This is a genomic window from Streptomyces sp. NPDC059398 (assembly GCF_042751845.1).
Classification (GTDB): Bacteria; Actinomycetota; Actinomycetes; order Streptomycetales; family Streptomycetaceae; genus Streptomyces.
Genome location: NZ_JBHYWP010000002.1, coordinates 73719 through 96310, shown reverse-complemented (window position 1 = coordinate 96310; position 22592 = coordinate 73719). Strand labels below are relative to the sequence as shown.

The window sequence follows — 22592 nt, the reverse complement described above, 5'->3', positions numbered from 1 at the left end:
CTCGGAAGGGCGCATCCGCAGTACGCACAGACTCCCGGCGGGGCCCGTACGCGCTGCACCCCGTGGACCGAGACGGCTGACGTCCCCTGGTGTCACTCGGTCCCCGGCGGTCTGCATGCCGCACAGACTACGCACGCGCAAACCCTTCCCAGAGCCGAGGTTCGCCTCAAATCAGGCAAGTTGCTGCCTGTGAATCGTTGATGTGACACCGGTCACGATGGCTCCCCTTGTCGCAAACGCAAGGTCGTTCTATCGTGCTGATGTATCGAGTCGATACATCAGCACGGCATAAGTGACCTGGACGACAGAGGAGGCGAAGGTTGAGCAGGCGCTCCGGCATCCTCGAATTCGCCGTACTCGGTCTGCTCCGAGAGTCCCCCATGCACGGCTATGAGCTGCGCAAACGTCTGAACACCTCACTGGGGATCTTCAGGGCCTTCAGCTACGGGACCCTTTACCCCTGCCTCAAGACGCTGGTTGCCAGCGGCTGGTTGATCGAGGAGCCGGGCAGCGCCCCGGAGGACGCAGTGGCGGCTTCACTCGCCGGACGCCGCGCCAAGATCGTCTACAGGTTGACTGCGGACGGTAAGGAGCACTTCGAAGAGCTCCTGTCGCACACCGGCCCGGACACCTGGGAGGACGAGCACTTCGCTGCACGTTTTGCCTTCTTCGGGCAGACGGAGCGCGAGGTGCGGATGCGGGTGCTGGAAGGCCGCCGCAGCCGGCTGGAGGAGCGTCTGGAGAAGATGCGCGCCTCTCTGGTCCGGACGCGCGAGCGGCTGGACGATTACACGCTTGAGCTGCAGCGGCACGGCATGGAGTCCGTGGAGCGCGAAGTGCGCTGGCTGAACGAGCTCATCGAGAGCGAGCGTGCGGGCCGGGATCAGCGACGATCCCCCGACGCCGCTCAGCAGGACATATCAGGAGACACGGGCGGCCTGCCCCGGCATCGGGGTACCGCCCCGCCGGATCCGTCCGAGGACATCGCCAAGTGAGGCTCTGCGTCCGCAGGGCTTCGTCGAGAACACACAGGGAGCAACCGGAATGGGTTCGGTTCGCGTAGCCATCGTCGGCGTGGGTAACTGCGCCGCCTCGCTGGTGCAGGGCGTCGAGTACTACAAGGACGCAGATCCGGCCGGCAAGGTGCCCGGTCTGATGCACGTCCAGTTCGGCGACTACCACGTAGGTGACGTCGAGTTCGTCGCCGCCTTCGATGTCGACGCGAAGAAGGTCGGCCTCGACCTCGCGGACGCCATCGGCGCCAGTGAGAACAACACCATCAAGATCACCGACGTCCCGAACAAGGGCGTCACGGTCCAGCGCGGCCACACCCACGACGGCCTCGGCAAGTACTACCGCGAGACCATCGAGGAGTCCGACGAGGCTCCGGTCGACATCGTCCAGGTCCTCAAGGACAAGCAGGTGGACGTCCTCGTCTGCTACCTGCCCGTCGGCTCCGAAGTCGCCGCGAAGTTCTACGCGCAGTGCGCCATCGACGCCAAGGTCGCGTTCGTCAACGCTCTCCCGGTCTTCATCGCCGGCACCAAGGAGTGGGCGGACAAGTTCACCGAGGCCGGCGTGCCGATCGTCGGTGACGACATCAAGTCGCAGGTCGGCGCCACCATCACGCACCGCGTTATGGCCAAGCTCTTCGAAGACCGCGGTGTGCGCCTGGAGCGCACCATGCAGCTGAACGTCGGCGGCAACATGGACTTCAAGAACATGCTGGAGCGCGACCGCCTGGAGTCCAAGAAGATCTCCAAGACGCAGTCGGTCACCTCGCAGATCCGCGACCGCGACCTGGGCGCCGACAACGTCCACATCGGCCCCTCGGACTACGTGGCCTGGCTGGACGACCGCAAGTGGGCGTACGTGCGCCTTGAGGGCCGCGCCTTCGGTGACGTTCCGCTGAACCTTGAGTACAAGCTCGAGGTGTGGGACTCCCCGAACTCCGCCGGTGTCATCATCGACGCCGTCCGCGCCGCGAAGATCGCCAAGGACCGCGGCATCGGTGGCCCGATCCTCTCCGCCTCCTCGTACTTCATGAAGTCGCCGCCGGTGCAGTACTTCGACGACGAGGCCTACGAGAACGTCGAGAAGTTCATCAAGGGCGAGGTCGAGCGCTGAAGCTCGGCCTGAGAAGCCTGAGGGCGGTCGACCACTGACCGTCGAGAGCCCCGGACAAGTTGTCCGGGGCTCTTTCCATGCCCAGGCGGGTCCGGGATCTACTGGGCAAGGCCGTGAGCCACGAAGGGGCGGTGTTTCACGTGAAACACCGCCCCTTGGCCATGCAGTCCCTCATGTTTCACGTGAAACATGACCTCAGTCCTGCGCGGCCCACCACTCCTTGAGCGCTGTCACCGCTACGTCGTGCTCCATCGGCCCGTTCTCCAGCCGGAGCTCAAGGAGGAACTTGTAGGCGGTGCCGATCGCAGGACCCGGGCCAACACCCAGGATCTCCATGATCTGGTTACCGTCCAGGTCAGGACGGATCGAGTCCAGCTCCTCCTGCTCCTGCAGATGCGCGATGCGCTCCTCCAAGCCGTCGTACGCGCGCGAGAGAGCACTGGCCTTGCGCTTATTGCGTGTGGTGCAGTCCGACCTCGTGAGTTTGTGCAGCCGCTCCAGCAGCGGTCCGGCGTCACGTACATAGCGCCGTACAGCCGAGTCGGTCCACTCACCGGTCCCATAGCCGTGGAAGCGCAAATGGAGCTCCACCAGCTTCGTGACGTCCTTCACGATGTCATTGGAGTACTTGAGTGCGGTCAGGCGCTTCTTGGTCAGCTTCGCGCCCACCACCTCGTGGTGATGGAAGGAGACGCCCCCGTCCTTCTCGAAGCGCCGCGTCCTGGGCTTACCGATGTCATGGAGCAGGGCCGCCAGCCGGAGCACCAGATCAGGGCCGTCCTGCTCCAGATCGATGGCCTGCTCCAGCACGGTCAGCGAGTGCTCATAGACATCCTTGTGCCGGTGGTGCTCGTCACTCTCCAGACGCAGCGCGGGAAGTTCAGGAAGCACTCGCTCAGCGAGCCCGGTATCGACGAGCAGCGTGAGGCCCTTGCGCGGGTTCGCGGACAGCAGCAGTTTGTTGAGCTCGTCACGTACACGCTCGGCCGAGACAATCCCGATACGCTCGGACATCGCCGTCATCGCGGCGACCACCTCGGGCGCGACCTCGAAGTCCAGCTGCGCCGCGAAGCGGGCAGCCCGCATCATGCGGAGCGGATCGTCCGAGAACGAATCCTCCGGTGTGCCGGGCGTACGCAGTATCCGGCCCGCGAGATCCTCCAGGCCGCCATGCGGGTCGACGAAGGCCTTCTCGGGAAGAGCGACAGCCATCGCGTTGACCGTGAAATCACGGCGCAGGAGGTCTTCCTCGATCGAGTCGCCGTAGGCCACCTCGGGCTTGCGGGAGGTCCTGTCGTAGGCCTCGGAGCGGTACGTCGTGACCTCGATCAGATAGCCGTCCTTCTGACAGCCGACGGTCCCGAAGGCGATTCCGACCTCCCACACCGCATCGGCCCAGGGCCGGACAATCTTCAGTACGTCGTCGGGGCGGGCATCGGTGGTGAAGTCCAGATCATTGCCGAGCCGGCCGAGCAGCGCGTCCCTGACCGATCCTCCGACCAGCGCGAGGCTGTGCTGGGCATCCTGGAAGCGGCGGGCAAGGTCATCTGCGACCGGGGACACCCGCAGCAGTTCGGCGACCGCGCGGTGCTGCACCTGACTCAGTGCACTGGGATTGTCATCATTGGCGTTCGGCACAACAGAAAAGGGTACGTGCCCGTGCCGACCGGAGCGTCCGGATTTCCCGGCAGCCGCGATCGCCCTTCCGATCATGTGGAGCAGTCCGTGGCACTCAGGCCCAGGGCGCATCGTTACCATGCGTGGACGCAGCAACCGAGAACCACCGAATCAGCCGACGAAGACGAGGGACGGGCAAGCGCGTGGCCGAGGCGGCACACTTCCAGGAGATGACTCCTTCTCCTGCCCGCCGGTGGCTGCGGCGCACAGCGTCGCTGCTCGCCGGTGGAACGCTCATGGCGGGCCTTTTCTACGGTCCGGCAGCGGCCCCTGCGCAAGCTGCCGTCACTGCACAGAGCACTGGCGCAGTAGCCGTCAGTCTTGATGCGCTGTCTCCCAGTGCACCGGTGAAGGGCGACACCGTCACCATCACGGGCACAGTGACGAACAAGCGCAAGGAAGCCATCACCGACGCCCACGTCGGTGTCCGTGTGGGCCCGCGCCTTGCCGGCCGATCGGCCATCGATGACGCGGCGAAGCACGCCTCGGACCTGACGGGCACCGACCCGCAGGAGGTCGGCGGCAAGTACACACAGAAATTCGCGAAACTGCCCGCGGGGATCAGCGAGGACTTCTCGATCTCCGTCCCCGTGAGCAAGCTGAGTCTCGACGCGGACGGCGTGTACCAGCTCGGCGTCTCCCTCTCCGGCCAGACACCCAGCGCCCCGTACGAGCAGGAGCTCGGCATCCAGCGGACCTTCCTGCCGTGGCAGCCCACGCCACAGAGCAAGAAGACACAGATCACTTCGGTGTGGCCGCTCATCTCGAAGGTCCATCTGCGAGCCGAGACCAGCGCAGACGCGCAGCAGACCCCGGTCTTCGAGAACGACGATCTGGCGGAGGAGCTAGCCCCCGGCGGCCGGCTGGAGCAGATGGTGTCGCTGGGCCGTTCCCTGCCGGTCACCTGGGTCATCGACCCGGATCTGCTGGCGAGTGTCGACGCGATGACCCGGAACTATCAGATCCAGGTCGGAGACACCCAGGTCGCGGGCAAGAACCAGGCCGTCGCCAAGAAATGGCTGAGTGATCTGGAGGACGCGGTAAAGGGCCAGCAGGTCGTCGCGCTGCCGTTCGCCGATCCCGACCTCGCCTCACTGGCACACCACGGCAAGAACGTCCCCGGTGCTCTGAGCCATCTGCAGTCGGCCACCGAGATCGCCGGCAAGACCGTGCAGACGATCCTTCATGTGAAGGCGTCCACCGATTTCGCCTGGCCCGCCAGTGGGGCGATCGACCCTTCGATCGTCGACGTGGCCACTTCTGCCGGGGCCCACAATGTGATCGCCAGCAGCGACAGCCTGGACGAGACGGCCGGACTGCCGTACACCCCCACAGCGGCCCGGCCCATCGGCGGTGGCACCACCGCGGTGGTCTCCGACTCCAGGCTCTCCCATGCCTTCCAGGGAGACATGGCCGAGGCGGGAGCCTCCACTCTCGCCGTGCAGAACTACCTCGCCCAGTCACTCGCCCTGACCCTGCAGGAGCCGTCGAAGCAGCGCAGCATTGTCGTCGCCCCCCAGCGGATGCCGTCCGTCAGTCAGGCCCAGTCGATGGCGAGCGCACTGCGCACACTCGACGAGAAGCGCTGGACCCAGCCTCTCAGCCTCACCGATGCGGCCAAGGCCAAGGCGGACCCCGACGCGACGACGAGGGTGCCGAGCTCATCGGCGTACCCATCGTCCCTGCGCCGCCAGGAACTACCGGTCAAGGCGTTCCAGGACGTCAGGACCACACAGTCCACGCTCGACAACTTCAAGATCATCCTTAGCCAGCCGGACCGGGTGGTGACGCCCTTCAGCAACGCCATGGACCGGTCCTTGGCGACCTCATGGCGCGGTGACGCCAAGGGAGCGAGCTCCTACCGCGCCGGGGTCCAGTCCTATCTGCTGAGCCTCACCGGAGAAGTGCAGATCGTCCAGAAGTCCGACATGACGCTGTCCGGACGCAGTGCGACGATCCCGGTGACCGTGCAGAACAAGCTGCTCCAGCCCGTCAAGCACCTGGTGCTGAAGCTGCGCTCGACCAGCCCCAACCGTCTTCAGCTGGGAGACGACAAGGCGGCCGTCGCCGAGCAGCCTCTGGAGATCGCGGGCGGCCACAGCCAGACGGTGAAGTTCACCACATCGATCAACGCCAACGGGCCCGTCAGGGTGTACGCCCAGCTCTTCACGGAGGACGGCACACCGTACGGCAGTGCCAAGGCGATGCCTTTCACCGTGACGGTCTCGGAGATGACACTGACGGTCATGCTGGTGATCGCCGGAGGTCTGCTGCTTCTGGTACTCGCCGGAATCAGGATGTACACGCATCGCAAGCCTGCCGCTCGGGCGGCCGCTGCTGGCGGCGACGACCCGCAGCAGCCGAGTGACCCGGAGGCGGACACCGGAGCGGAAAACGGCAACCCGTCGGGCACGGGTGAGAAAGTGGACCGTTGAGCGATGTCGTGGCCGGCCGGCCGGGGACGATGAGGTGGGGTAACCAATGAACGCGCCGTACGACGGTGACCGTGACCAGGGTGCTGGGGGCGGGGCTGCGTATTCCGGTGGGACACCCCCCGAGCCGCCCGCGGGCCAGGATCAGCCTGCCCCGGATCCATATGTCCAGGACGCCTACGGCTACGACCCGTACGGGGCATACGGCCTCGGCGCCCAGGACCCGGTGGCGGATGCGCTCTACGACCGTGCGTCCCACCCCCCGCCTCCCCCTGGCACATACGCCGAAACGCAGCCGATGTACCAGCAGCCGCCCGCCGCGCAGTACCCACCGGACCCCCGGGTGTGGGCCCAGACGCCGCCACCCGAGCCGGACGGCCCGTCCCGCTACCTTCCGTACGGGGATGACGCGACGACTCAGTTCGTCGGCGTCGACGATCTGGTGACCCAGGCCGGGAACGAACCGGAGCAGCAGGACGCGTTCGCCCATCTCTTCCGGGACCAGCAGGGAGCCGCCCCCGTCCCGCCCCCCGGTGGCCCGCAGGAGCCCGCCCCGATCGATCCTCCCCCCGAGAAATCGGGCGGCGCATCCGGCCTTCTGAAGTCCAGCGCGGTGATGGCCGCAGGGACCCTGGTCTCACGTCTCACCGGCTTTGTGCGCACCATGGTGATCACTGCCGCGCTGGGTGCGGCGCTCCTCGGCGACTCCTTCACCGTGGCCTACACACTGCCCACGATGATCTACATCCTGACCGTGGGCGGCGGCCTTAACTCCGTCTTCGTGCCACAACTGGTGCGCTCGATGAAGGAGGACGGCGACGGCGGCGAGGCCTACGCCAACCGTCTGCTCACCGTCGTCATGGTGGCCCTCGGAGTCATCGTCGGAATCGCGGTCTTCGCCGCACCACTGCTGATCCGGCTGATGTCCCTGCCCATCGCCGACGATCCGGCTGCCAACCACGTCGCTGTCACCTTCGCGCGCTACTGCCTGCCCACCATCTTCTTCATGGGTGTGCACGTCGTGATGGGGCAGATCCTGAACGCCCGCGGAAAGTTCGGCGCGATGATGTGGACCCCGGTCCTCAACAACATCGTCATGATCTTCACCTTCGGGCTGTTCATCTGGGTCTACGGCACAGCCGCCGACTCCCACATGAAGGTGACGACCATCCCCCCGGACGGGGTGCGGCTGCTCGGCATCGGCACCCTGCTCGGTCTGACGGTCCAGGCCCTCTCAATGATCCCCTACCTGCGGGAGGCCGGTTTCCGCTTCCGCCCGCGCTTCGACTGGCGCGGACACGGTCTCGGCAAGGCCGTGAAGCTCGCCAAGTGGACAGTCCTGTTCGTCCTCGCCAACCAGGCGGGCGTCCTGGTGGTCACCCAGCTCGCCACCGCCGCGGGCAAGGACTCCGGGCGGTCCGGCGCAGGCATCATGGCCTACTCGAACGCACAGCTGATCTGGGGAATGCCCCAGGCGATCATCACCGTCTCGGTCATGGCCGCCCTGCTGCCGCGGATCTCCCGTGCGGCCAATGACGGAGATGTCGGCGCGGTCCGCGACGACATCTCGCAGGGGCTGCGGAACTCCGCCGTCGCGATCGTTCCGGTCTCCTTCGTCTTCCTGGCCCTGGGCGTACCGGTCTGCACCCTCCTGTTCGCCTCCAGCGGTGTCCAGGCCTCCCAGTCCATGGGCTACGTCCTGATGGCCTTCGCGCTCGGCCTGATCCCGTACTCGGTGCAGTACGTCGTCCTCCGCGGCTTCTACGCGTACGAGGACACCCGCACCCCCTTCTACAACACGGTCATCGTCGCCGCGGTCAACGCCGCGGCCTCCGCGCTCTGCTACGTCGCCCTCCCGTCCCAGTGGGCGGTGGTCGGCATGGCCGCCTCTTACGGGCTGGCCTACGCGGTCGGTGTCGGGGTCGCCTGGCGCCGGCTGCGCAACCGTCTTGGCGGGGACCTGGACGGCGCCCACATCCTCCGTACGTACGCCCGTCTGGCCCTGGCCTCCCTCCCGGGAGCCATCGTCGGCGGCGCCGTCGGATTCGGCATCATCCGGGAACTCGGGGAGGGTGTGCTGGGATCGGTGGCTGCGCTGGTCGTCGGGGGCGCCGTACTTTTCGGTGTGTTCTTCGTCGCCGCGAAGCGCATGCGGATCGCCGAGCTCAACTCGATGGTGGCCATGGTGCGCGGTCGCCTGGGCCGCTAGGCGCCGAGCGCATCGCACAACCATCGTCCGACGCTGCGTGTCGTGCATAGCGGCGGACTGTGGGCACAATTGGCATGGCTTTGCAGACTGGTCGACAGCGCGCAACGGATGGGGAGGCAGGAACGACGGTGGCGGAACGTAGCACGGCTGCCGTCGACGTGGCCGACAACAGTGGCGACAAGCCGCTGGCCGCCAAGGCGGACAAGGCCACGGCCGACGGCACGGCGGAACCTCAGGAATCGGCTGATACCACGGCCGGTGAAGGCACCCAGGACGGGGAGAGCGAGAAGAAGCCGACAGAGTCCGCGGGAGCGCCCGAGCTCCACAGTGGACACAAGCTCGCCAGACGCTACCGCCTTGAGGAGTGCGTCACCCGTCTGGACGGTTTCAGCAGCTGGCGTGCGGTCGACGAGAAACTCCGGCGCGCTGTCGGTGTGCATCTGCTCCCCGCTGATCACGCCCGGGCACGCGCCGTACTCGCGGCCGCCCGGTCCTCGGCTCTCCTCGGCGACCCGCGCTTCGTGCAGGTCCTGGATGCCGTCGAGGAGAACGATCTCGTCTATGTCGTGCACGAATGGCTGCCCGACGCGACAGAAATCACCGCGCTGCTCGCTTCTGGCCCCCTGGAGGCCCACGACGCCTACCAGCTCGTCAGCCAGGTCTCGCAGGCCATGGCCGCCGCTCACCGTGAGGGCCTGTCCCATCTGAGGCTCACACCGAGCGCTGTTCTGCGCACCTCTTCCGGGCAGTACCGCATCCGCGGTCTCGCCGTGAACGCGGCACTCCGCGGCATCACATCGGACACTCCCCAGCGCACGGACACAGAGGCCATCGGCGCCCTGCTGTACGCCTCACTGACGCAGCGCTGGCCCTACGAAACCGATGCCTATGGTCTCTCGGGCCTGCCCAAGGGCGTCGGCCTGCTCCCCCCGGATCAGGTACGGGCCGGCGTGAACCGGGATCTCGCGGAGATCGCGATGCGTGCCCTGGCCAACGACGGCGCCACCGCGTCCCGCCAGGAACCGCCCTGCACCACCCCCGACGAGCTCGCCAAGGCCGTCGCCGCCATGCCTCGGATCCGGCCGCCCGAGCCCGCCTACACGCCTCCGCCCGAGTACCAGCGCACGAACTACCAGCAGGGCACCTACGGCCGCCCGGCGACCGGTGCAAGGGTGGCGCCGGCTCAGCCGGTGGCCGCTCCTCCGCCGCCGCTCCAGGGCCGCACCGGCAAGGTGCTCAAGTGGTCCGTCTCTGCGCTGCTGATCGCCGCGCTGGGTCTGGGCAGCTGGCAGCTGGCCGACACACTTCTGGACCGGGGCAAGCACCCCGGTGACACGGACACCAGCCAGACCAGCAACGGCAACAACAACGGCACCGGCAAGCAGAAGGCTCTTCAGCCGCTTCCGGTCAAGGACGCAGCCGAGTACTACCCGGACGGGAAGCCCCAGCACCCCTCCGACGTCGCAAAGACCTACGACGGTGACAGCTCAACCTACTGGCGCACCTACTCGTTCAAGGACGGCCCTCAGCTGGCCCCCTTCAAGCAAGGGGTGGGGATCGTCTACGACCTGGGATCGGCCAAGGACGTGTCGGCTGCTTCCATAGGGCTGCACTACTCGGGCAACGAGACAGCAATCTCCCTGTACGCGGCCGATTCACTGTCCCCCTCTGCGCCGCTGGACTCGATGAAGAAGATCACTTCGACGACCACCTCCGGCACGACAGCGCGTTTCAAGGCAGACAAACCGGTGAACACGCGCTATGTACTGGTCTGGATCACGGCCATGCCGGATTCGCCCGGGGACCAGTACAGCGGCGCGGGGTACAAGCAGGCAATAACGGATGTGAAGTTCTCCGGCTGACCAGGGACAGGGGAGGGGGCTCACCGTTGGACGACACCGCACTCGGTACCGCCGACGACCAGGAGTTGCTGGCTGCCCACGTCGCTGGCGACGCCGATGCCTTCGGTGAGCTGGTACGCCGCCACCGAGACCGGCTCTGGGCCGTTGCCCTGCGCACGCTCGACGACCGTGAGGAGGCCGCCGACGCCGTTCAGGATGCTCTGGTCTCCGCCTACCGCGCCGCCCACACCTTCCGGGCCCAGTCGGCCGTCACCACATGGCTGCACCGCATCACGGTCAACGCCTGCCTCGACCGAGCCCGCAAAGCCGCGACGCGGAAGACCTCACCCGTCGATGACACGGAGCGCCTCGATCAGCTCCTCGAGCCTCATGAATCCGCCGAGGCACCAGCGGAACGGCAGGATCTGCACCGCGAACTCATCAAGGCCATGACCACCCTGCCAGCAGACCAACGCGCTGCCCTCGTACTCGTCGATATGCAGGGCTATCCGGTGGCGGAGGCTGCCCAGATTCTCGACGTGCCTACGGGCACCGTGAAGAGCCGCTGTGCGCGCGGCCGCGCAAGGCTCCTCCCTCTCCTCTCCCATCTGCGTCCGAAGCGGGCGGAGACAGGAAGCGACAGCCCGGCCGACACGGTAAGGAACCGGATGCCGGGGGCATCCGTCCCACCTGCGTCGAGGCCGAAAGACGTGGGACCGCAGGATCCTGCTGCAGTGAAGGGCGGAGGTGGACGCGCATGACATCGACGGCCGACACGTCTCAGCACCCCGATGTTTCAGAGATCGCTGACCTCTCCGAAGGTCTCCTTACGCCATCCCGTGCAGGGGAGATAGAACAGCACATCGAGTCCTGCTCACTCTGTTCCGATGTCAGGAGTTCGCTCCGCGAGATTCAGGAGCTGCTCACCGTTGAGCCCGCGCCCGGGCTTATGCCCCCCGATATCGCTGAGCGCATCGACGCCGCTCTGGCTGCGGAGCCCCTGCCCGAACCCCGGCCGGACGAAGGCACGAGGCGTGTTTCACGTGAAACATCGCTCCCCTCACACAGTACGGAGCCCACTCACCGCAACCGCCCGTCAGGCCGTCCTCGTGCCACCACGGGCCCAGGACGAACCCGTGCGGCACGGCGACGTCACGTCGCCGCTCTCAGCGCGGCTTTCGGGGCAGCCGTCATCGGCATCGGCGCGTTCTTCCTGCAGTCGTCGTCCACTCCATCGAGCAGTGACACCAGGGCCGCGGAGAAGGCGTCGAAGCGCGGCGGGACACCCGTATTCGCCGATGCCGCCCTGCAGGGCCAGGTGCACTCCCTGCTGGCCTCGGACACCTCAGCGACCACGGCCTCCCCGCAGGAGAAGAGAGCCCCATCGGTCCATATGGACTCCGGCCCGACAACACTCAAGAACGGGACCTCCGTGTCCGTGCCCTCCTGTATCGAGAAGGGCATAGGACGCGCAGACGGCCCGATCGCTGCCCAGAAGGGAACCTACAAAGGCTCCGATGCCTTCCTGGTCGTACTGCCGCACCCCACCGACACCAGCCGGGTCCAGGCGTATGTCGTGGACGCAGCATGCGTACACGCCGCCCCGTCCTCGCGCGGCAAGGTGCTCCTGACCCACGTCTATCCCCGCGGCTGACCCTTACGGGAATGCATGCCCCGTAGGATCCGTTGGGTGGGGTGAGAGTCCGCTGGACTTGGCCCCAGTAGGCAGCAAGCAGTCCGCAGAGACGAGGAAGAAACCCGTGAGCGACGTCCGTAACGTGATCATTATCGGCTCCGGGCCCGCCGGTTACACCGCCGCGCTCTATACCGCGCGCGCGTCACTGAAGCCGCTGGTCTTCGAAGGTGCAGTCACCGCCGGTGGTGCGCTCATGAACACCACCGAGGTGGAGAACTTCCCCGGATTCCAGGACGGCATCATGGGACCCGACCTGATGGACGGCATGCGCGCTCAGGCAGAGCGCTTCGGTGCCGAGCTGGTTCCTGACGACGTCGTCGCCGTCGATCTGACCGGTGAGATCAAAACCGTCACCGACACCGCCGGCACCGTGCACCAGGCCAAGGCGGTCATCGTCACAACCGGCTCGCAACACCGGAAGCTGGGTCTGCCGAACGAGGACGCCCTCTCCGGACGCGGTGTCTCCTGGTGTGCCACGTGCGACGGCTTCTTCTTCAAGGACCAGGACATCGCCGTCGTAGGCGGCGGCGACACCGCGATGGAGGAGGCCACCTTCCTCTCCCGGTTCGCCAAGTCCGTCACCATCGTCCACCGCCGGGACACTCTGCGTGCCTCCAAGGCCATGCAGGAGCGCGCCATTGCCGACCCGAAGATCAAGTTCGCCTGGGACAGCGAGGTCGCGGTGATCCACGGCGAGCAGAAGCTCTCCAGCCTGACGCTGCGCGACACCAAGACCGGAAAGACCTCTGAGCTTGCCGTGACGGGCCTGTTCATCGCCGTCGGCCATGACCCGCGTACTGAGCTGTTCAAGGGCCAGCTGAACCTGGACGACGAGGGTTACCTGAAGGTCGACGCGCCTTCGACGCGGACCAACCTCACCGGTGTCTTTGGCGCTGGTGACGTTGTCGACCACACCTACCGTCAGGCCATCACCGCTGCCGGGACGGGCTGCTCCGCCGCCCTCGACGCCGAGCGCTTCCTCTCGGCCCTCGCCGACAGCGAGAAGGCCGCTGAGCCCGAGAAGATCGCCAGCACCTGATCGTTGCTTTCCCCATCCCGAACAACCCGTTAAGAAAGAGGAGCCCGCCGTGGCCGGCACCCTGAAGAACGTGACTGACGCCTCCTTCGAAGAGGACGTCCTCAAGAACAACAAGCCCGTTCTGGTCGACTTCTGGGCCGCTTGGTGCGGTCCGTGCCGCCAGATCGCCCCGTCTCTCGAGGCCATCGCCGCGGAGTACGGTGACCAGATCGAGGTCGTCAAGCTCAACATCGACGAGAACCCGAGCACTGCCGCGAAGTACGGCGTGATGTCCATTCCGACGCTCAATGTCTACCAGGGCGGCGAGGTGGCCAAGACCATCGTCGGTGCCAAGCCGAAGGCCGCGATCGTTCGCGACCTTGAGAGCTTTATCGGCGACGAGGCCAAGGCCTGACGCCACCAACGTTTCACGTGAAACAGGGGCCGCCCTTCGGGGCGGTCCCTGTTGTCATAGTGCGGTCACTTCTGTGAGAGCCATCCTCACAGCGGACGCAGCACAGGATCCTTCTTCACTGCACCCAGGAGACGGTCCAGGGCAAGCTCCACGTCCTCTTTCCAGGACAGAGTCGTACGCAACTCAAGCCGCAATCTCGGGTAGTTCGGGTGTGGCCTCACCGTCTTGAAACCGACCGCAAGCAGATGATCCGCGGGGAGCAGGCACGCGGGCTCCTTCCACCGAGCATCGGCGAACACCTCGATCGCCTTGAAGTTCCTCCGCAGCAGATCCTTCGCCACCGTCTGCACCAGCACCCGCCCCAGCCCCTGCCCCTGATATCCGGGTGCGATCCAGGCAGTTATCAGCTGCACGGCATCGGGAGACACCGGGCTCGTCGGAAAGGCCAACGAGCGTGGCACATAGGCAGGTGGCGCATAGAGAACGAAGCCCACCGGCACATCATCGACGTAGACAACCCGACCACAGGAACCCCACTCCAGCAGTACGGCCGAGATCCAGGCTTCCTTCTCCAGCTCTGGCGTACCAGCCTTTATCGCGGCTTCCCCACTGACGGGATCGAGCTCCCAGAAGACACATGAACGGCAACGCTGGGGAAGGTCCGGAAGGTTGTCCAGCGTGAGCGGTACAAGCCGACGCCCCATGAACGGTGTTCCTCACTTCTCTCACCGGCCGCTTCGCAAGCGGCACTCAGGACGCTCCACTCCCTGAGCAGACTGCCGACGAATCCGCCGACGACACCCAGTCCCAGTCCAGCAGTCACCAGCCGGCTGCGGTGCACCGTTCGCATGGGCCCCTGCCCTCCCTCCGCAATGGATCAAGGTGGATGCGCCATACCAGAACGCATCGTATCCATCCCGGCGTTCAGACGGATACCGTGAGAAAGCAAAGGGTGGGACGTGCTCCGCGCTACCGGATACGCCCCACCCTGTGTTCAGCTCCCCGCCGCAGATTCAGCTCTCGTCCTCTTCGACGGCTTCCTCCGCGCTCTGCTTCTCCAGGACGCGTCCTTCACCGGGGGCGAGCGAGCCGAGGATCCGGTCCAGATCATCCATTGAAGCGAACTCGACGACGATCTTTCCCTTCTTCTGCCCCAGATCGACCTTCACCCGCGTCTCGAAGCGGTCCGAGAGCCGTGAGGCGAGATCCGAGAGCGCCGGCGACACTCGCGCACCGGCCCTGGGGCCCTTGGCCTTCGGGGTGCTCTGCGGACGCGACTGCATCAGCGTGACGATCTCCTCGACCGCACGGACCGAGAGACCCTCCGCCACGATGCGGTGCGCCAGCCGGTCCTGCTCTTCGCAGTCGTCCACGGACAGCAGCGCACGGGCATGTCCGGCAGAGAGGACACCGGCCGCGACCCTGCGCTGCACCGGGGGCGAAAGCCTCAACAGCCTTAGTGTGTTGGACACCTGAGGCCGCGAGCGACCGATCCGGTCAGCGAGCTGATCGTGTGTGCAGTTGAAATCCTTGAGCAGCTGATCGTAAGCCGCAGCCTCTTCCAGCGGGTTCAGCTGGGAACGGTGAAGGTTCTCCAGCAGCGCATCCAGAAGAAGCTTTTCGTCGTCGGTGGCTCGGACGATCGCCGGAATGCGCTCCAGACCCGCCTCGCGACAAGCCCGCCAGCGTCGCTCACCCATGATGAGCTCGAAGCGTTCGGCCCCGGCCTGACGTACGACGACGGGCTGCAGCAGGCCCACCTCCTTGATGGAGGAGACAAGCTCAGCAAGGGCGTCATCGTCGAAGACCTCACGCGGCTGACGCGGGTTGGGCGTGATCGCGTCCAACGGCAGTTCAGCGAAGTAGGCACTCGTGGGCTCCGTGCGCTCTGACGCAGCTGAGGGTGCCGACTCTTGCGCGGGGACCATCGATTCCGGTGAAACAGGTGCGGTCGGCAAGGCCGCCAGCTTCGCAGCTGCCACACCTCGCTCCGCTGTCATCACTGGTGCAGTGCCCGTGGAGGACGCCGCCTCAGCACCGGCGAGTCCCACCTTCTCCTGGGGTGCGGCGGGGATCAGCGCACCGAGTCCACGTCCCAACCCCCTGCGTCGCTCACTCACTGGATCCCCTCCGACATGCTCCGCTGACTGTTCTGACTGCCCGTATGCGCGTGCCGGCCGTCGTAGTGCACATCGACACCCCGCAATGCGATCTCACGAGCCGCTTCAAGGTACGACAGCGAACCGCTGGACCCTGGGTCATAGGTGAGGACCGTCTGCCCATAGCTCGGGGCCTCAGAGATACGGACCGACCGTGGAATGCTGGTCTTGAGGACCTCGCGAACGAAGTGGCTGCGCACCTCATCCGCCACCTGCGAGGCAAGACGAGTTCTGCCGTCGTACATGGTGAGCAGAATCGTCGACACATGCAGCTCCGGATTGAGATGCCCACGGACCAGGTCGACGTTCCGCAGCAGCTGTCCCAGCCCCTCAAGTGCGTAGTACTCGCACTGAATCGGGATCAGCACCTCGGCACCGGCCACCATCGCGTTGACGGTCAGCAGGCCCAGGGACGGCGGGCAGTCGATCAGGATGTAGTCCAGGGGCTGTTCATACGCCTGGAGCGCTCGCTGAAGGCGACTCTCCCGGGCCACGAGGGAGACCAACTCGATCTCGGCGCCCGCGAGATCAATAGTGGCCGGGGCACAGAAGAGGCCCTCGACATCGGGCACGGGCTGGACCACTTCGGAGAGCGGTCGACTATCCACCAGAACGTCATAGATCGACGGGACTTCGGAGTGATGGTCGATCCCCAGTGCCGTAGAGGCGTTCCCCTGAGGATCCAGGTCAATCACCAGTACACGCGCGCCATGCAGCGCGAGTGAGGCGGCGAGGTTGACCGTTGTTGTGGTCTTACCGACGCCGCCCTTCTGGTTCGCGACCACCATGACGCGTGTCTGCTCCGGCCGCGGCAGGCCTTCTCCGGCACGACCGAGAGCTTCTACAGCCAGTTGGGCAGCGCGACCAATAGGGGTGTCGTCCATCGGCGGCGGTGTTTCACGTGAAACATCATCTGCCGCCGACTCGGTACGGGGACCGGGGACCGGATCGGTCATCGGTCCCGCGATGTTGGCGTCGGACCGCAAGGATTCACTCTCCTCGACTTCAGGCTCGCAATGCACAGAGCCTGCCATGCTTTCGGGGTTGTGAACCAGCGAGGCATGTTCTTCTGTGGATGAATCCACCTTTGGGGACAACTCTGTGGCCCCAAAGGGCCTACGATCACGCGGCGTGGAGGCAGCGCGACTGCGACTGATGATCCCATGCAGCAGAGAGCGACGTTTCACGTGAAACAAGATGCCTCTGCTGCCGCTTCACAACGTCACGACACTCCGAATTGCCCCCATTTACCAGCTTTAGCGGCGTTCCGGCCGCGTGATCACCTATCGACGCCGCCGGCTACGGCTCACCCGAGCCGCCTTGGCCCGCTTCGCTGCGAAGCGAACACCCCCTGGGCTCTCCCCCACCTCGACCCGCACCACCGTGGACAGCGGATCGACGATCCCTTCTCCAACCTGAAGCACTGAAGTCTCAACGACACCAAGCTTGCTGAGAGCGGCCCGTGCGCCCTGAATTTCCTCTTCAGCGGTATCGCCCTTGAGGGCCAGCATCTCCCCGTACGGACGCAGCAGCGGCACACCCCACCCAGCGAGCCGGTCCAGTGGAGCCACTGCCCTGGCCGTCACCACATGGACCGGGGGGAGCTTGCCCAGGACCTCTTCCGCCCGGCCACGGACAACCGTCACATGGTCGAGCCCCAGCAGTTCCACCACTTCCTGCAGGAAGTTGGTCCGCCGTAGCAGGGGCTCCAGCAAGGTGATCTTCAGATCCCTGCGTACCAGAGCCAGCGGGATGCCCGGCAGTCCTGCACCGGAACCCACATCGCAGACCGTCACACCCTGGGGAACCACCTCGGACAGCACCGCGCAGTTCAGCAGGTGCCGCTCCCAGAGCCTGGGCACCTCACGCGGGCCGATCAGCCCACGCTTGACCCCCGCGTCCGCCAGCAGCTCCGCGTAGCGAACGACTTCCGGGAAGAAGTCGCCGAAAACCTCATGCGCTACTTCCGGTGCCTGGGGGAGCTCCGCTGACTCCGTCACGGGGACCGTCCTTCCTTACCGCGATACCGCATGGATGGCTGACAACAGCTGACAAAGATCGGCCCCGCCTGCGAACAGACGGGGCCGACAGAACAATGCACCGGTCAGGCCGGAAGCACAACGACGAAGCGCTGCGGCTCCTCGCCCTCGGACTCACTGCGCAGCCCAGCGGCGGCAATCGCGTCATGCACGACCTTGCGCTCGAACGGCGTCATCGGGTCCAGCTTGACGGGCTCACCGGAGCTCTTCACCTCATCGGCCGCCTTGGCGCCGAGTGCGGCGAGTTCCTCACGCTTCTTGGCCCGGAAGCCCGCGATGTCCAGCATCAGGCGGCTACGGTCCCCGGTCTCCCGGTGCACCGCGAGCCTGGTGAGTTCCTGGAGAGCCTCCAGCACCTCACCGTCGCGTCCCACAAGCTTCTGAAGGTCGCGGCTGCTCGCATCACTGATGATCGAGACCGCAGCACGGTCGGCCTCGACATCCATATCGATGTCACCGTCGAGGTCCGCGATGTCGAGCAGCCCCTCGAGGTAGTCAGCCGCGATCTCGCCTTCCTGCTCCAGCCGGCTCAGGGTGTCGCCCTCAGCGGCGGCGGGGGTGATGGTGCCTTCCGTCACGGGATGGACTCCTTCTTACTTCTTGGACGGGTGCTTGGGCCGCTGCTGGCCCTTGCGCTGCCCGGGCTTGGCTTGGCGTGCATTACGGGAAGCAGGCTTGGAGTCCGGCTCGGAACCGGACTCCGCCGCGCTCTTGTCCAGCGAGGTCTTCTCGGAGGAAGCATCAGCCCCCTTGGGGGCGGACTTCTCCGAGGCCTTCGTCCCACCGGTCTGCGCCTGGCCTGCCTGAGCAGCACCCGTCTGGCGCTGCGCCTTGGTCTGGCGCTTGGGCTGCTGACGCTTGGGCGCTGCCTCAGCCAGGCTGACGCCTTCAGCCTCGGCGGCCACAGCCGCGTCGCTCTTCTCCACGGTGCCGTCGGCCTGGGCCACGAGGCCGGCCTTGCTCAGCGTGGTGATGAACTTACGCTCGGCGTCGTTGCGGTCCTTCGTCTCCTTGGAGGCGATGCCCTTGATGATGTTGCGCTGGTGGCGGGTCCGCGTCGAACCATGTGCGATGAGGTGCTTCTGCATCCGCTCCAGCAGACCGGACTGTGCCTGGCTGCCCGGCGTCGGATTCCGGTGGATCACGAACATCTGCTGTCCCATGGTCCACACGTTGGTGGTGAGCCAGTACACGAGAACACCGACGGGGAAGTTGACACCCATCACTGCGAACATCACCGGGAAGACGTACATCAGCATCTTCTGCTGCTGCATGAACGGCGTCTTGACGGACATGTCGACGTTCTTCGTCATCAGCTGACGCTGCGTGTAGAACTGCGACGCGGACATCATGATGATCATGACCGCGGTGACGATACGGACGTCGGTCAGTGAGGCGCCCAGCGCCGCGACCTTGTCCGAGCTGTCCATGAACTTCGCCGCCAGCGGGGCGCCGAAGATGTGCGCCTTCTGTGCGCTCTCCAGCAGCGGCTTGTCGATGTACCCCTTCGTCTGCCCGTTGGCGATGGCAGAGAGTACGTGGTAGAGCGCGAAGAAGAACGGCGACTGAGCGATGATCGGCAGGCACGAGGAGAGCGGATTGGTACCCGTCTCCTTGTACAGCTTCATCATCTCTTCGGACTGACGCTGCTTGTCGCTCTTGTAGCGCTCCTGGATCGCCTTCATCTTCGGCTGGAGCGCCTGCATGCCACGGGTCGACTTGATCTGCTTCACGAAGAGCGGGATCAGGCAGATCCGGATCAGGACCACCAGGGACACGATGGACAGCCCCCAGGCCCAGCCCGTGTCGGGGCCGAAGATGGCTCCGTACAGCGAGTGGAACTGGACGATGACCCAGGAAACTGGGGTAGTGATAAAGCTGAACAGACTGGCAATCGTGTCCACTAATCAGGCTCCTTGAGCATTGGGCGAGGTCTCTGCGGCCGGGCCGGTCTCCTGACCGGAGTGCCCGCCCTTGCTTTTCCGCCACGCATTGCGCAGCAGTTCGTGCCAACGCGGACGTTTGCGCGGCGGAACGTGGTCCACGCCACCCGGCGACCAGGGGTTGCATCGGAGGATGCGCCAGGCCGTCAGTGCCGTTCCCTTCACCGCACCGTGCCGGTCGATAGCCGTATATCCGTAGTGGGAACACGACGGGTAGTACCTGCAGACAGGCCCCAGAAGCGGGCTGATCGTCCACTGGTACAACTTGATGAGAGCCAGCAGCGGGTACTTCATCGCGCGCCCCCTCCCAGCAGCCGCGCCAGGGCGGCGTCCAGGTCTCGGGCCAGCTGTGCATGGTCGGCGGTGCCCGCGCCGGGCAGCGCCCGTACGACAACCAGGCTACCGGGGGGCAGCTGAGGGAGCCGATCGCGCACCAGATGGCGAAGCTTCCGCTTCACTGCGGTGCGGACGACCGCTCCGCCCACTGCTTTGCTTACGACGAAACCCGCACGTGTCGGGGGAGTGCTCTCCCCAGGCACATGCGGGTCCGTTGTACCGCTGCGCAGATGGACGACGAGCAACGGGCGACCAGCCCGGCGCCCTCGTCGTACTGCGGCTGCGAAGTCCTCGCGCCGCCTCAGCCGATTCTCGGTAGGCAGCACGTCATGACCTGTACGAGATCAGGCGGACAGGCGGGAGCGACCCTTGCCACGGCGGGTCGCCAGGATGGCGCGACCGGCGCGCGTGCGCATACGGAGACGGAAACCGTGGGTCTTCGCGCGACGACGGTTGTTCGGCTGGAAGGTGCGCTTGCTCACTCGGGGGCTCCAGAAATGAATCGGGTGATGGCGGGACATCGCCTGGCTGTCACCGTGCGCCCACGAGTAGCTCGCGAATACGCCCGTGTGCACCGCTCACGACCACAGATCGTGATCATTGCCCATCGGAGGCAGGCGGCAGCAGCCATCGACAACTCGACCTGGTCACGGTACGCGCGACTACGCCATCCGGTCAAACCGGCCCTTACGTCGGCCCCCACTGTGCACAGGCTGTGGACAACAACTTGAACCGTGCGGGTCGCCCTGACTACCTTGGCGGAACTCCCAAGTCTTTTTCCTGCCTGTCTTCACCCCCCGTCCCGAGAACCACACATTCGTGGGACCTGCGAGAGAGCGTGCCCTGTGGCTGACGTACCTGCCGATCTTGCCGCAGTGTGGCCACGAGTACTCGAACGTCTCCTCGGCGAGGGCCAGCAAAATATCGAGCCGAAGGACAAGCAGTGGGTCGAGCGCTGCCAGCCGCTGGCGCTGGTGGCGGACACCGCGCTTCTCGCCGTCCCCAATGAATGGGGCAAGCGGGTCCTCGAAGGCCGGCTCGCACCTCTCATCAGCGAGACGCTGAGCCACGAATGCGGCCGCCCGATCCGGATCGCCATCACGGTCGACGACACCATCGGTGACCCCTCGCCGCCGCCCCCGCCGATGCAGCAGCCCCCGCAGCAGCAGCGCTATCAGCACCCGCAGCACGACGAGCCGCGGCACGGCGACACGTACGAGCGGCACGGCGACACCTACGACGGGTACGGCCAGGGCTCGTCGGACGACGGACTGCCGACCGCCCGGCCCGCCTACCCGGACTACCAGCAGCAGCGTCCGGATCCCGGCGCCTGGCCGCGCACTCAGGAGGACCTCTCCTGGCAGCAGCCCAGGCTCGGCGGCTTCCAGGAGCGTGACCCCTATACAGGCCCGCGCTCCCCGTCGCAGCACGACTACCGACAGCAGCCGGAGCGCCAGCAGTACGAGCAGCCGCGGCCCGAGCGCCACGACCTGCGCGACCACCAGTCCTCGCAGCGCCAGCTGCCGGCTCCGAGCGGAGCACCGGGGCCGCTGGCCGCACAGCCAGGCCCCGCTCCCGGCCCGGGTGAGCCGCAGGCCCGGCTGAATCCCAAGTACCTCTTCGACACCTTCGTCATCGGTGCGTCGAACCGCTTCGCGCACGCGGCCGCCGTCGCTGTCGCCGAAGCGCCGGCCAAGGCCTACAACCCGCTGTTCATCTACGGGGAGTCCGGGCTCGGCAAGACTCACCTGCTGCACGCCATCGGTCACTACGCCCGGAGCCTCTACCCGGGAACCCGGGTGCGCTACGTGAGCTCCGAGGAGTTCACCAACGAGTTCATCAACTCGATCCGCGACGGCAAGGGCGACACCTTCCGCAAGCGCTACCGCGATGTCGACATCCTCCTCGTCGACGACATCCAGTTCCTGGCGAGCAAGGAGTCGACGCAGGAGGAGTTCTTCCACACCTTCAACACCCTGCACAACGCCAACAAGCAGATCGTGCTCTCGTCCGACCGGCCGCCGAAGCAGCTGGTGACCCTGGAGGACCGGTTGCGCAACCGGTTCGAGTGGGGTCTCACCACCGATGTACAGCCGCCTGAGCTAGAGACACGGATCGCGATCCTCCGCAAGAAGGCGGTCCAGGAGCAGCTCAACGCCCCTCCGGAAGTCCTTGAGTTCATCGCCTCCCGCATCTCGCGCAACATCCGCGAGCTGGAGGGGGCTCTGATCCGGGTGACGGCGTTCGCGTCGCTCAACCGCCAGCCGGTCGATCTCGGGCTCACCGAGATCGTTCTGAAGGATCTGATTCCCGGCGGTGAGGACGCGGCCCCGGAGATCACCGCGAGCGCCATCATGGCGGCGACGGCCGACTACTTCGGGCTGACCATCGAGGATCTCTGCGGATCCTCGCGCAGCCGTGTACTGGTGACGGCCCGGCAGATCGCGATGTACCTCTGCCGTGAGCTCACTGACCTCTCACTGCCCAAGATCGGGGCGCAGTTCGGCGGCCGGGACCATACGACCGTGATGCATGCGGACCGGAAGATCCGGGCCCTGATGGCCGAGCGGCGGTCCATCTACAACCAGGTCACAGAGCTCACCAACCGCATCAAGAACGGCTGACCGAAGGGCTTTCAGAGCCTGCGCAGGGGGGGCCGGGGGGGGGCCGCGCGCCGCCGCCGCGGCCGGGGGCCCCCGC

General features: G+C 66.1%; 21 protein-coding genes. 10 read left to right on the top strand and 11 right to left on the bottom strand.

Annotation, left to right across the window (positions count from 1 at the left end; all coding sequences use genetic code 11):
* Window positions 1-320: 320 nt before the first annotated feature.
* Together ACFXBC_RS01585 and ACFXBC_RS01580 are read left to right on the top strand one after the other, a co-directional pair.
* Window positions 321-995 (top strand): helix-turn-helix transcriptional regulator, encoded by a 675-nt coding sequence (locus ACFXBC_RS01585; protein ID WP_385017266.1) that lies wholly within the window; start codon window positions 321-323, stop codon window positions 993-995.
* A gap of 49 nt (window positions 996-1044) precedes the next feature.
* Window positions 1045-2127 carry an inositol-3-phosphate synthase gene (locus ACFXBC_RS01580; protein ID WP_385017264.1) on the top strand — a complete coding sequence of 361 codons (1083 nt, stop codon included), beginning with the start codon at window positions 1045-1047 and terminating at the stop codon, window positions 2125-2127.
* Window positions 2128-2322: 195 nt separating this feature from the next.
* Here the strand turns inward: ACFXBC_RS01580 and ACFXBC_RS01575 are convergent, their stop codons facing one another.
* Window positions 2323-3765 carry a CCA tRNA nucleotidyltransferase gene (locus ACFXBC_RS01575; protein WP_385017261.1) on the bottom strand — a complete coding sequence of 481 codons (1443 nt, stop codon included), beginning with the start codon at window positions 3763-3765 and terminating at the stop codon, window positions 2323-2325.
* Window positions 3766-3947: 182 nt separating this feature from the next.
* Between ACFXBC_RS01575 and ACFXBC_RS01570 the strand changes: the two genes are divergently transcribed.
* From ACFXBC_RS01570 to sigM, 4 genes are all read left to right on the top strand, one after another.
* Complete coding sequence (locus tag ACFXBC_RS01570) at window positions 3948-6239, top strand: DUF6049 family protein (RefSeq protein WP_385017257.1); 2292 nt, start codon at window positions 3948-3950, stop codon at window positions 6237-6239.
* Window positions 6240-6285: 46 nt separating this feature from the next.
* Entirely contained in the window at window positions 6286-8445 is a 2160-nt protein-coding gene (murJ, locus tag ACFXBC_RS01565; RefSeq protein WP_385017254.1) for a murein biosynthesis integral membrane protein MurJ, read from the top strand.
* Between the two features lie 128 nt (window positions 8446-8573).
* Window positions 8574-10307: a protein kinase family protein gene (locus ACFXBC_RS01560; protein WP_385017251.1), complete on the top strand. Its 1734-nt coding sequence runs from the start codon at window positions 8574-8576 to the stop codon at window positions 10305-10307.
* 26 nt (window positions 10308-10333) lie between these two features.
* Window positions 10334-11047, top strand: a complete 714-nt coding sequence (gene sigM, locus ACFXBC_RS01555; RefSeq protein ID WP_385017248.1) for an RNA polymerase sigma factor SigM — start codon at window positions 10334-10336, stop codon at window positions 11045-11047.
* Window positions 11048-11438: 391 nt separating this feature from the next.
* Here the strand turns inward: sigM and ACFXBC_RS01550 are convergent, their stop codons facing one another.
* Window positions 11439-11705 (bottom strand): hypothetical protein, encoded by a 267-nt coding sequence (locus tag ACFXBC_RS01550; RefSeq protein WP_385017245.1) that lies wholly within the window; start codon window positions 11703-11705, stop codon window positions 11439-11441.
* A 13-nt stretch (window positions 11706-11718) separates the two neighbouring features.
* On the opposite strand from ACFXBC_RS01550, the gene ACFXBC_RS01545 reads away from it, so the two are divergent.
* From ACFXBC_RS01545 to trxA, 3 genes are all read left to right on the top strand, one after another.
* A complete protein-coding gene (locus ACFXBC_RS01545; protein WP_385017242.1) occupies window positions 11719-11940 on the top strand; it encodes a hypothetical protein in 222 nt (73 codons plus the stop codon).
* Window positions 11941-12046: 106 nt separating this feature from the next.
* A complete protein-coding gene (gene trxB / locus ACFXBC_RS01540) occupies window positions 12047-13021 on the top strand; it encodes a thioredoxin-disulfide reductase (RefSeq protein ID WP_385017239.1) in 975 nt (324 codons plus the stop codon).
* A 49-nt stretch (window positions 13022-13070) separates the two neighbouring features.
* Entirely contained in the window at window positions 13071-13415 is a 345-nt protein-coding gene (trxA, locus tag ACFXBC_RS01535; protein WP_385017236.1) for a thioredoxin, read from the top strand.
* Window positions 13416-13501: 86 nt separating this feature from the next.
* Here the strand turns inward: trxA and ACFXBC_RS01530 are convergent, their stop codons facing one another.
* The 9 genes from ACFXBC_RS01530 to rpmH all read right to left on the bottom strand — a co-directional run bounded on the left by ACFXBC_RS01530 (window position 13502) and on the right by rpmH (window position 20374).
* Window positions 13502-14119 (bottom strand): GNAT family N-acetyltransferase, encoded by a 618-nt coding sequence (locus tag ACFXBC_RS01530; RefSeq protein WP_385017234.1) that lies wholly within the window; start codon window positions 14117-14119, stop codon window positions 13502-13504.
* A 309-nt stretch (window positions 14120-14428) separates the two neighbouring features.
* Window positions 14429-15535 carry a ParB/RepB/Spo0J family partition protein gene (locus ACFXBC_RS01525; RefSeq protein WP_385017232.1) on the bottom strand — a complete coding sequence of 369 codons (1107 nt, stop codon included), beginning with the start codon at window positions 15533-15535 and terminating at the stop codon, window positions 14429-14431.
* Window positions 15532-16608 carry an AAA family ATPase gene (locus ACFXBC_RS01520; protein WP_385017442.1) on the bottom strand — a complete coding sequence of 359 codons (1077 nt, stop codon included), beginning with the start codon at window positions 16606-16608 and terminating at the stop codon, window positions 15532-15534. The genes ACFXBC_RS01525 and ACFXBC_RS01520 overlap by 4 nt, the downstream gene beginning before the upstream one ends.
* 249 nt (window positions 16609-16857) lie before the next feature.
* Entirely contained in the window at window positions 16858-17574 is a 717-nt protein-coding gene (gene rsmG, locus ACFXBC_RS01515) for a 16S rRNA (guanine(527)-N(7))-methyltransferase RsmG (RefSeq protein ID WP_385017229.1), read from the bottom strand.
* A 104-nt stretch (window positions 17575-17678) separates the two neighbouring features.
* Window positions 17679-18191 carry a protein jag gene (locus ACFXBC_RS01510; RefSeq protein ID WP_385017226.1) on the bottom strand — a complete coding sequence of 171 codons (513 nt, stop codon included), beginning with the start codon at window positions 18189-18191 and terminating at the stop codon, window positions 17679-17681.
* A 15-nt stretch (window positions 18192-18206) separates the two neighbouring features.
* Window positions 18207-19517 carry a membrane protein insertase YidC gene (gene yidC, locus ACFXBC_RS01505; protein ID WP_385017223.1) on the bottom strand — a complete coding sequence of 437 codons (1311 nt, stop codon included), beginning with the start codon at window positions 19515-19517 and terminating at the stop codon, window positions 18207-18209.
* A gap of 3 nt (window positions 19518-19520) precedes the next feature.
* Entirely contained in the window at window positions 19521-19850 is a 330-nt protein-coding gene (yidD, locus tag ACFXBC_RS01500) for a membrane protein insertion efficiency factor YidD (protein ID WP_164258231.1), read from the bottom strand.
* A complete protein-coding gene (gene rnpA / locus ACFXBC_RS01495; protein ID WP_164258230.1) occupies window positions 19847-20218 on the bottom strand; it encodes a ribonuclease P protein component in 372 nt (123 codons plus the stop codon). The genes yidD and rnpA overlap by 4 nt, the downstream gene beginning before the upstream one ends.
* A gap of 18 nt (window positions 20219-20236) precedes the next feature.
* Window positions 20237-20374, bottom strand: coding sequence for a 50S ribosomal protein L34 (gene rpmH / locus ACFXBC_RS01490; protein ID WP_030990579.1), 138 nt, complete (start codon window positions 20372-20374; stop codon window positions 20237-20239).
* Between the two features lie 363 nt (window positions 20375-20737).
* On the opposite strand from rpmH, the gene dnaA reads away from it, so the two are divergent.
* Window positions 20738-22516 carry a chromosomal replication initiator protein DnaA gene (dnaA, locus tag ACFXBC_RS01485; protein ID WP_385017217.1) on the top strand — a complete coding sequence of 593 codons (1779 nt, stop codon included), beginning with the start codon at window positions 20738-20740 and terminating at the stop codon, window positions 22514-22516.
* The last annotated feature ends 76 nt before the right edge of the window (window positions 22517-22592 follow it).